Source organism: Hoeflea sp., assembly GCF_039975035.1.
Lineage (GTDB): Bacteria > Pseudomonadota > Alphaproteobacteria > Rhizobiales > Rhizobiaceae > Hoeflea.
Genome location: NZ_JBDWHW010000181.1, coordinates 1 through 9,200, shown reverse-complemented (window position 1 = coordinate 9,200; position 9,200 = coordinate 1). Strand labels below are relative to the sequence as shown.

Genomic DNA, 9,200 nt, shown 5'->3' with positions numbered 1-9,200 from the left:
CGCAACTCCGGATGGGCAGTTCTGTGCCCATCGGGGCGAGCCTGTGGGCAATATCTTGCCAGTATTGATGTTCCGATTTGCCCAAAGCTGCGCTATTCCTGTAAGGCTTGAACTGGCACGTTCGTTGCAGGCCGCATGCCCTATGGAAGTGCTGCGGAGAAGCGCGCTTTTGAATTAGAATTACATGGAGGAGACCTTATGATCAGCATCAATCGCAGAAGCCTGGTGACCCTGACAGCCGCGACAGCCATGGCCCTGTCGCTCGCCCCGGCCAAGGCAGACGAATTCGTCAACATCCTGACCGGCGGCACCTCGGGCGTTTACTATCCGCTCGGTGTGGGCCTGTCGAAAATCTATGCAGAGAAGATTGACGGTGTGCGCACGCAGGTGCAGTCGACCAAGGCGTCGGTGGAAAACCTCAACCTGCTGCAGCAGGGCAAGGGCGAACTCGCTCTGGCGTTGGGCGATTCGGTCAAGCTTGCCTGGGAAGGTGATGCGGACGCCGGCTTCAAGGCGCCGCTCGACAAGCTACGCGGCATTGCGGCAGTCTATCCGAACTATATCCAGATCGTTGCGTCCAAGGATTCCGGCATCAAGAATTTTGCCGATCTCAAAGGCAAGAGCCTGTCTGTCGGCGCCGCCAAATCAGGCACCGAGCTCAATGCGCGCAAGATCTTTTCCGCTGCCGGCATGTCCTATGACGATCTGAGCAAGACCGAGTATCTGCCGTTCGCGGAATCTGTCGAGCTGATCAAGAATCGTCAGCTGGATGCGACGTTGCAGTCGGCCGGTCTCGGCGTTGCCTCGATCAAGGACCTTTCGACATCGATCGACGTGCAGATGGTGGCGGTGCCTGAGGATGTGGTCAATGCGCTGGGTGCGCCCTATATCGCAGCCACCATTCCGGCGGGCACCTATGGTGGTCAGGACAGCGATGTCGGCACAGTGGCCGTGGTCAACTTCCTCGTCACCCATTCGGATGTCAGCGACGAGCTTGCCTACCAGATGACCAAGCAGTTGTTCGAGAACCTTCCGACCCTGGAAGCGGCGCACAAGGCGGCCGCGCAGATCAAGCTGGAAAATGCAGTCAAGGGCATGCCGCTGCCGCTGCATCCGGGCGCGGAGCGTTACTACAAGGAAAAGGGCATAATGTAAGTCCGGTCAAATAACCGGATAACATCACGTGATTTCCGTGGCGGAGCAGGGCACCTGACTCCGCCATGGGGTCTATATGACGCCTTTTGGGAGAACACCGCATGGCAAGAGATCAAGCCGCGCATCAGGCCGCGGAGGCCGATATCGACCTCGGTCTGCATGATCCGCTGGCCGAGAGCTTTCCGCGAACGCTGGAAGGCCGGCTTCTGTTCTGGATCGCGCTGATATTTTCGGTCTTTCAGATCGCGACGGCTGCTCACGTCATCGATTTTCCAAGCCAGGTGGTGCGCGCTATCCATGTCGGGTTCCTGATGCTGCTGACGTTTCCGCTGGTGGCGGCGGCGCGCAATGCCGGACCTGCCATCAAGCTGATCGCCTGGGTGATTGCCGGGCTCGGCGTTTTGGTGGCGTTCTATCAATGGTATGAATACACCGAACTGCTGTTGCGGGCCGGCGATCCGTTGCCGCGCGATATCGTGGTGGGTGTGATCGCGCTCGCCACCGTGTTTCTGGCTGCCTGGGTGATCATGGGGCCGGCGTTGCCGATCATCTCCGGCACGTTCCTGGCCTATTGCCTGTTCGGTGAATATCTGCCGGCGCCGCTCGATCACCGGGGGTATGATTTCGCCCAGGTGATCGACCACATGGCCTACGGCACCGAGGGGATCTACGGCATCCCGATCTTTGTCTCCTCGAGCTTCATCTTCCTGTTCATCCTGTTTGGCGCCTTTCTCGAAAAGGCCGGGATGATTCAATTGTTCACTGATGTGTCGCTGGGGCTGGTCGGCCACAAGCGCGGCGGGGCGGCCAAGGTGTCGGTGATTTCCTCGGGCCTGATGGGCACGATCTCCGGCTCAGGCGTCGCCAATGTCGTGACCACCGGGCAATTCACGATTCCGCTGATGAAAAAGTTCGGTTACCGGGCAGCCTTTGCCGGCGGTGTGGAATCGACGTCCTCGATGGGCGGGCAACTGATGCCGCCGGTGATGGGCGCGGTCGCCTTCATCATGGCCGAGACGCTGGGCGTCGAATATTACGAAGTTGTGCAGGCGGCGCTCATTCCGGCCATTCTCTATTTTGCCTCGGCCTTCTGGATGGTGCATCTGGAAGCGGGCCGGCACAATCTGGTGGGCCTGCCCAAGGACGAATTGCCGTCGCCGATGAAGGCGCTGAAGCAGCAATGGTATCTGGTGCTGCCGCTGCTGATGCTGATTTATCTGCTGTTTTCGGGGTACACGCCGCTGTTTGCCGGAACCGTCGGACTGGCGCTGACGGTGCTGCTGATCCTCGGCGGTTCGATCGCGCTGGGGCTGCCTAACGGTGTCATCCGGATCATCTTCTGGGTCGGTCTGGGATTTGTCGCAGCGGCGTTCCTACAATTTGGCGTCAATGTCATCCTGGCGGCGGTTCTGGTGCTGATCGGCTGGAATGCCTTCAGCAAGGGCGGTCGCGAGACGCTGGTGATCTGCCGGGATGCGCTCGCCGACGGGGCCAAGACGGCGCTGCCGGTGGGCGTTGCCTGCGCCGTCGTGGGCATCATCATCGGCACCATGACGCTGACGGGAGCGGCCAATACATTCGGCCAGTTCATCGTCTCGGTGGGAGCACACAGCCTGTTCCTGTCGCTGGTGCTGACAATGATCACCTGCATCGTGCTCGGCATGGGGATTCCGACCATCCCCAACTACATCATCACCTCGTCGATTGCCGGTCCGGCGCTGCTGGAACTCGGTGTGCCGCTGATCGTCAGCCACATGTTCGTGTTCTATTTCGGCATTCTGGCGGATCTGACGCCGCCGGTGGCGCTGGCCTGTTTCGCCGCGGCGCCGATAGCCAAGGAAAACGGGCTGAAGATCTCGATGGAGGCGATCAAGGTGGCGGCGGCGGGTTTCGTGATCCCGTTCATGGCGGTCTACACGCCGGCGCTGATGCTGCAGGATGGCGGGCCGCTGGCGGCCCAAATCGGCTATGTGCCGGCGGTTGTCTATGTGGTGGCCAAGACCACGCTGGCAATCGGGTTGTGGGGTGCTGCTGTGATCGGCTTCCTCGGCAGCCGGCTGGGCTGGCCAATGCGCGCTCTGGCAATGGTCGCCGCCTTTACGTTGATTGCATCTCTGCCGCTGACCGATGAAATCGGCTTGGCGCTTGCGGCGGTCTTCGCGGTGCTGGCCTACAGGCAGATGCACGCCCGGACGGCGACCGTGTAATGGGGCTGGCGCTCTGCGTGATCGCTGCGGGCAAGACCACGGCAATCACTGCCGCCGCCTTCACATTGTCCTGGACCCATTCGGTGGAAAAGACCGAATGGCTGGAGAACTGGCGTGTGACGCCCGCCGGGCTTGAACTGACCGAAGCCCGGGTCAAGGGGTCGGGCGCAGGCATGGATCCGGGCGAGGGCGCGCGCCTCGAAGATGGCTGGTGGGTGTGGTCCCCGGACGGCCCAATGGTCCCCGAACTGGTGCTGGCCGCATCCGGCGCCACATTGTCGGCCTGGCGGCTCTGCCATGCGGGTGGCTGCATGGAGCTGGGCTCCAAGGCAGGCAAGCCGGTGCGGATTTCGGGTTGCGAGCGGTGAAGTAGGTTGTTGGTGAGCGTATCGCCATCGCCGCCCGGATGACGCCTGCGGCGAATGAGCCTGTCTCCAGCTTCTGATGCGGCGAGCCGCGAATTGGGCTTTGCCTTGAGACCAAGGTGGTCGTAAAAAGCAGGTGTGCAGCGGTTATGCGCCGGTGTGGCCACAAATCCGGGCCCATACGCCCGGAATCCACAGGCTCAGACAGGGATATAGCGACACCATGGGCAGGTTTTCATTTCCGATGGCGCAAGCGCGTGCCGAGGCGCTCGGCGAAATCCACGCACGTCCGTTCGCACTGGTGGGCAAATCCCGGGTGATTTTCCAGTTGGCGTTTCTCACCGATGGCGGCGCTGTGGTGGATCATGCGGTTCTGGCCGGGCTTGCGCGGGCGCGCGGGGTTGCGGTGCCGGGCCGGGACACCGCGCATTTTTCCATGCCCTGGGGGCAGGGCACGCTTCGATGGGAGCGGCATACGGAATTCTCCACCTATTTCTGGGACGCGCCGGCCCCACCCAAGTTTGGCGAGGGGATTGATACCCATCCATTTGGCGATCAGTTCTCGCCGCCGGGCAACATGATTTCAGGCATACGGCTTGAAGTGCGGGCGGATTCGCCGGAAACGCGAGCCGCACTCGAGAGTTTCGATCCGACCAGCCTGTGCTTGAGCGAAGTCAAGGGCGGACAGGCGAAGATCGCCACCGATTTTCGCCAGGACGGCGACGGGCTGACCCGGATCCTGGTGATCGACAACGGCATGACCGATGCCGTCCGCGGGGCTGTGGTGCAGCGGCTTCTCGATATCGAGACCTACAGGACACTGGCCGCGATGGGATTGTCGCTGGCGCGCTCGCTGTCACCCGAGATGCGCCGGATCGAGGACGGCTTGACCAAGATCACACAATCGATGAAGACCGGCGCGCGCGACAATGCCGACAGCCTGCTGGCGGAAATCACCATTCTGGCGGCGGAACTGGAAGCCGGTGCGGCGCTCAGCCTCTACCGTTTCGGGGCCAGCCGCGCCTATTACAATATCGTCGGCGAGCGTATCGCGTCGCTGGCGGAAACCCAGGAACCCGGGTTCGAAACCATCGGTGCGTTTCTGGAAAAGCGGCTGGCGCCGGCGCTTCGCACCTGCCAGTCGATCGAGGAACGCCAGGCCAACCTGTCGCGCAAGCTCTCGCGCGCCACATCGCTTTTGCGAAGCTGGATCGATGTCGAGCTCGAACGGCAGAACAGCGCGCTGCTGAGCTCGATGAACCGCCGGGTGAAGCTGCAACTGAGAATGCAACAGACCGTTGAAGGGCTCTCGGTTGCGGCGATCTCCTATTATATCGTCGGCCTGTTCGGCTATCTGGCAAAGGCGGTTGTGGACGCGTTTCATCTGCCGGTGAAGGCCGGACTGCTGAGCGGTCTGTTCGTGCCGGTCGCTATCGGGTTTACCTGGATGGTGGTCAGGTCGATCCGCAAGCATCACGATATCGAAGGCGGAGCGGCGACACCTGACGGCGAACAGGTTGCGACAGAGTCGATCCAGCGGTGAAGCATTCCAGGGAGTGGTGTGCAACCGATCCGATGGGCGGCAACGCCAGCCTGCTTGCCAAAACAAGACCGCCCCGCCGGTGAACCGGTTTTCAATAATGAAGCGGTTCAAAAGGCGGGGCGGCGGATGGCTAATTGCTGACGCCGATCAGAAGTCCATGCCGGACGGCATGGCGGGTGCCGGTGCATCCTTCTTGGGCTTCTCGGCGATCATCGCTTCGGTTGTGACCAGAAGGCCGGCAACCGATGCGGCGTCCTGCAGTGCGGTGCGCACCACCTTGGCGGGGTCGATCACGCCCATCTTGAACAGGTCGCCATACTCGCCGGTCTGGGCGTTCCAGCCCCAGGCGAGGTCGGTCTTCTCGCGCAGCTTGCCGACGATGATCGAGCCTTCGGCGCCGGCATTCTCGGCAATCTGGCGCACCGGCGCCTCGATCGCCCGGCGGACGATGTCGATGCCGACGCGCTGGTCGTCATTGGCGGGCTTGAGGCTGTCGAGCGCGCCTGTTGAGCGCAGCAGCGCCACGCCGCCGCCCGGCAGGATGCCTTCCTCGACGGCTGCGCGGGTGGCGTGCAGCGCGTCGTCGACGCGGTCCTTCTTCTCCTTGACCTCGACTTCGGTCGAGCCGCCGACGCGGATGACGCCGACGCCGCCGGCGAGCTTGGCCAGCCGTTCCTGCAGCTTCTCGCGGTCATAGTCGGACGAGGTTTCCTCGATCTGCACCTTGATCTGGGCGATACGGCCGTCGATCTCGTTGCGCGAGCCGGATCCATCGATGATCGTGGTGTTCTCCTTCTCGATGGTAACCTTCTTCGCGCGACCCAGCATCTCGAGTGTGACGTTTTCGAGCTTGATGCCAAGATCTTCGGAGATCACCGAACCGCCGGTCAGGATGGCGATATCCTCGAGCATAGCCTTGCGACGGTCGCCGAAGCCTGGCGCCTTGACGGCCGCGATCTTCAGGCCGCCGCGCAGCTTGTTGACCACCAGCGTTGCAAGGGCTTCACCCTCGACGTCCTCGGCGACAATGAGCAGCGGCTTGCCGGACTGAACCACTGCTTCGAGAACCGGAAGCATAGCCTGCAGGTTGGACAGTTTCTTCTCGTGGATCAGCACGTAGGGCTCTTCCAGCTCGACGCGCATCTTGTCCTGGTTGGTGACGAAATAGGGCGAGAGGTAGCCGCGGTCGAACTGCATGCCTTCGACCACTTCGAGTTCGGTCTCGGCTGTCTTGGCCTCTTCAACGGTGATCACCCCGTCATTGCCGACCTTTTGCATGGCTTGCGACAGGTAGCGTCCGATTTCGGTGTCGCCATTGGCGGAGATTGTTCCAACCTGGGCGATCTCGTCATTGTTGGAGATCTTGCGGGCATTGGTCTTCAGGTCCTGAACGATGGCGTCGACAGCGAGATCGATGCCGCGTTTGAGGTCCATCGGGTTGAGGCCGGAGGCAACCGCCTTGGCGCCTTCCCTGACGATGGCCTGGGCAAGCACGGTCGCGGTTGTGGTTCCATCGCCGGCCAGATCATTGGTCTTGGAGGCGACTTCACGCAGCATTTGCGCGCCCATGTTCTCGAACTTGTCCTCGAGTTCGATTTCCTTGGCGACGGACACACCGTCCTTGGTGATGCGCGGCGCGCCGAAGGATTTGTCGATGACAACGTTCCGGCCTTTCGGACCAAGCGTCACCTTCACCGCGTCGGCCAGTATGTCGACGCCGCGCAGCATTTTCTCGCGGGCATCGGAATGGAATTTGACGTCTTTTGCAGCCATTTTTTGTTCCTTTCAATTATTGGCAAAGATGGTTGGCAAACATTCAGGCTGCAGCCTTCACAGCGGAATCCGCTTGAAGGACGCCCATGACATCGGATTCCTTCATGATCAGAAGGTCTTCACCATCAAGCCTGATTTCGGTGCCGGACCACTTTCCAAACAGAACGCGGTCGCCCACCTTGACGTCGAGCGCCACGATCTCGCCCTGCTCGTTGCGGGCACCGGGGCCGGTGGCGATCACTTCACCTTCCTGCGGCTTCTCCTTGGCTGTGTCGGGAATGATGATGCCACCCTTGGTACGGTCGTCGCTTTCAATGCGACGGACAAGGATGCGGTCGTGCAATGGACGGAACTTCATGCTTTCCTCCTGGACAAACATAGATTGAACTCCCAGCCCCCCGATCCGCGCACGGACTCCGGGGAGACCTGGCCCGGTTCTCCCGGCGTCAGGCGGAAAACGATCTGGTTTTTCGATCCGGATTTTTCAAGAGCCGGAAACAAAAAAATCAGCACTCGATTTCGTTCGCTGCTAACACGCTGAAATTACGACATAATAAATTATCTCTCTTGCCAAAACAGCCGGTTTTTGGTGTCATCTCCCTGTCAAACCACAGGAGGTGCACGCAACAATGGCTTCGCCTGAATTCGAACGGCAGATGGAAGGATATGGTCTGACAACGGCGCATATTTTCTACCGGCTTCCGGATTTCCAATCGCTGCTGCAAACCTATGTCTGGCAGGACTATGATCTGGCTCCCGATTTTCCCGGCATGCGGAAATTTCTTGAGTTCTGGGAAGCCAGGCTCGATGGCCGAGTGCATTCGGTGCGATATGCGCACAACAAGCTGATCGGTCCGAACGAGTGGCGGCGGGTGGACGGAGAAATCGTGCTGCACTGAAGCTGTTGCTCAGACGCTTGCCGGGAGATCCCGACACCTTTGCGCTCAGACCTCGATGGCCGCGCGCAAACCTGCTTCACAGAATCGGACCAGTCCGCTGGCCAGGCCGTCCTTGTCGCAAGGGTTCGGAGATGCGCCGGAGAGTGCCTCGATCCGCCATCGCGAGGTCGACAGTGAAAGCATGGCGGAGACAGAATAGACAAACGCGCAGGCGATCCTCGATGGTTCCGCCTCTGGGAAAAGCCGGGCAATCTCGGTGATGAAGATGCCGGCTGTGGGGTCGAAGCAGCGTTCGGATATGGCGTGCCAACGTGCGTCGGCGGACACTATCGCCACCAGCCGAGCATAAGCCAGCCATTGCGGATCCCCGGCGCCGCGGCTGGCGAGACCGGCCTTGTCCAGATATGGGCGCAGGAAGGCTGAGAGCACACCCCCAAGCGTCAGCGGTTGGCCGCTTGCCTTCAATGCGGCCAGCGCATCCAGCCGGATTTGCGACAATTCCGATGCCCGGCGCTCGACAACCCGCTCGAACAGAGCTTCCTTGCTGCCGTGATGGAAACTGACCGAAGCGATCTGCGCGCCGGCGGCGCTGGCGATGTCGCGCACCGAAGCGCCGTCATAGCCGCGTTCAGCAAACAGCCGTTCGGCGGCATTCAGGATATTCAGCCTGGTGGCGATCGACCGCCCGGAGGCCGCGCGCTGGCGCTGCCGCGGCGCCAAATCGGGGATCGGAGAAGTTTTTGTCATGATTCACCTTGTCTTAAAATGAACGATCGTTCAATAAAGCGGAGAGGATAAAATCCACTGAAGCCAGGGAGGGGACAGTTGGACATGCAATCAACGACGGCAGATCCGGCCGGTAACGGAAACATGCGCAATCATTACGCGCTGATCGGGGCCGGGCCGATGGGGCTGGCGATGGCCAAGACGCTGCTCGAGCAAGGTATTCCGTTTCAGGGATTCGAGCTGCATTCCGATGTCGGCGGTCTGTGGGACATCGAGGGACCGAAATCGACGATGTACCGGACCGCGCATCTGATCTCGTCGAAGAAGATGACCGAGTTCGCCGATTTTCCGATGGACAGCCATGTGGCGGAATATCCGTCGCACCGCGAGCTCAAGAGCTATTTTCAGAAATTCGCCGATCATTTCGGACTTCGCCAGCATTACCTGTTCGGCACCGAGGTGATCTCCGCCGCGCCGCTTGGCAATTCCGGCGAAGGCTGGCGGGTGGTCTGGCGCGATGCCAGAGGCGAAG

At 61.0% G+C, this 9,200-nt stretch carries 8 protein-coding genes and 1 pseudogene; 6 read left to right on the top strand and 3 right to left on the bottom strand.

All coding sequences use genetic code 11. The features are described from left to right. Positions 1 to 198: 198 nt before the first annotated feature. The 4 genes from ABJN75_RS16250 to ABJN75_RS16235 all read left to right on the top strand — a co-directional run bounded on the left by ABJN75_RS16250 (position 199) and on the right by ABJN75_RS16235 (position 5,270). Complete coding sequence (locus tag ABJN75_RS16250) at positions 199 to 1,155, top strand: TAXI family TRAP transporter solute-binding subunit (protein ID WP_348440619.1); 957 nt, start codon at positions 199 to 201, stop codon at positions 1,153 to 1,155. Between the two features lie 101 nt (positions 1,156 to 1,256). Then, the gene (locus ABJN75_RS16245) at positions 1,257 to 3,362 is read left to right on the top strand and encodes a TRAP transporter permease (RefSeq protein WP_348440618.1); all 2,106 of its coding nucleotides are present in this window, start codon (positions 1,257 to 1,259) and stop codon (positions 3,360 to 3,362) included. Positions 3,363 to 3,367: 5 nt separating this feature from the next. Beyond that, positions 3,368 to 3,730 carry a DUF1850 domain-containing protein gene (locus ABJN75_RS16240; RefSeq protein WP_348440620.1) on the top strand — a complete coding sequence of 121 codons (363 nt, stop codon included), beginning with the start codon at positions 3,368 to 3,370 and terminating at the stop codon, positions 3,728 to 3,730. 220 nt (positions 3,731 to 3,950) lie between these two features. Beyond that, positions 3,951 to 5,270, top strand: coding sequence for a DUF3422 family protein (locus ABJN75_RS16235; protein ID WP_348440617.1), 1,320 nt, complete (start codon positions 3,951 to 3,953; stop codon positions 5,268 to 5,270). A 147-nt stretch (positions 5,271 to 5,417) separates the two neighbouring features. On the opposite strand, the gene groL is transcribed toward ABJN75_RS16235, so the two are convergent. Together groL and ABJN75_RS16225 are read right to left on the bottom strand one after the other, a co-directional pair. Beyond that, the gene (groL, locus tag ABJN75_RS16230) at positions 5,418 to 7,043 is read right to left on the bottom strand and encodes a chaperonin GroEL (protein ID WP_348440616.1); all 1,626 of its coding nucleotides are present in this window, start codon (positions 7,041 to 7,043) and stop codon (positions 5,418 to 5,420) included. Between the two features lie 43 nt (positions 7,044 to 7,086). Continuing rightward, positions 7,087 to 7,401 (bottom strand): co-chaperone GroES, encoded by a 315-nt coding sequence (locus ABJN75_RS16225; RefSeq protein ID WP_348440615.1) that lies wholly within the window; start codon positions 7,399 to 7,401, stop codon positions 7,087 to 7,089. 271 nt (positions 7,402 to 7,672) lie between these two features. Here ABJN75_RS16225 and ABJN75_RS16220 point away from each other — a divergent pair, with 271 nt between their 5' ends. Further along, positions 7,673 to 7,942, top strand: coding sequence for an aspartate-semialdehyde dehydrogenase (locus tag ABJN75_RS16220; RefSeq protein WP_348440614.1), 270 nt, complete (start codon positions 7,673 to 7,675; stop codon positions 7,940 to 7,942). 45 nt (positions 7,943 to 7,987) lie between these two features. Here the strand turns inward: ABJN75_RS16220 and ABJN75_RS16215 are convergent, their stop codons facing one another. Then, positions 7,988 to 8,689 carry a TetR/AcrR family transcriptional regulator gene (locus tag ABJN75_RS16215; protein WP_348440613.1) on the bottom strand — a complete coding sequence of 234 codons (702 nt, stop codon included), beginning with the start codon at positions 8,687 to 8,689 and terminating at the stop codon, positions 7,988 to 7,990. Between the two features lie 84 nt (positions 8,690 to 8,773). Between ABJN75_RS16215 and ABJN75_RS16210 the strand changes: the two are divergent. Further along, a pseudogene (locus ABJN75_RS16210) lies at positions 8,774 to 9,200 on the top strand (NAD(P)/FAD-dependent oxidoreductase); the annotation flags it as partial.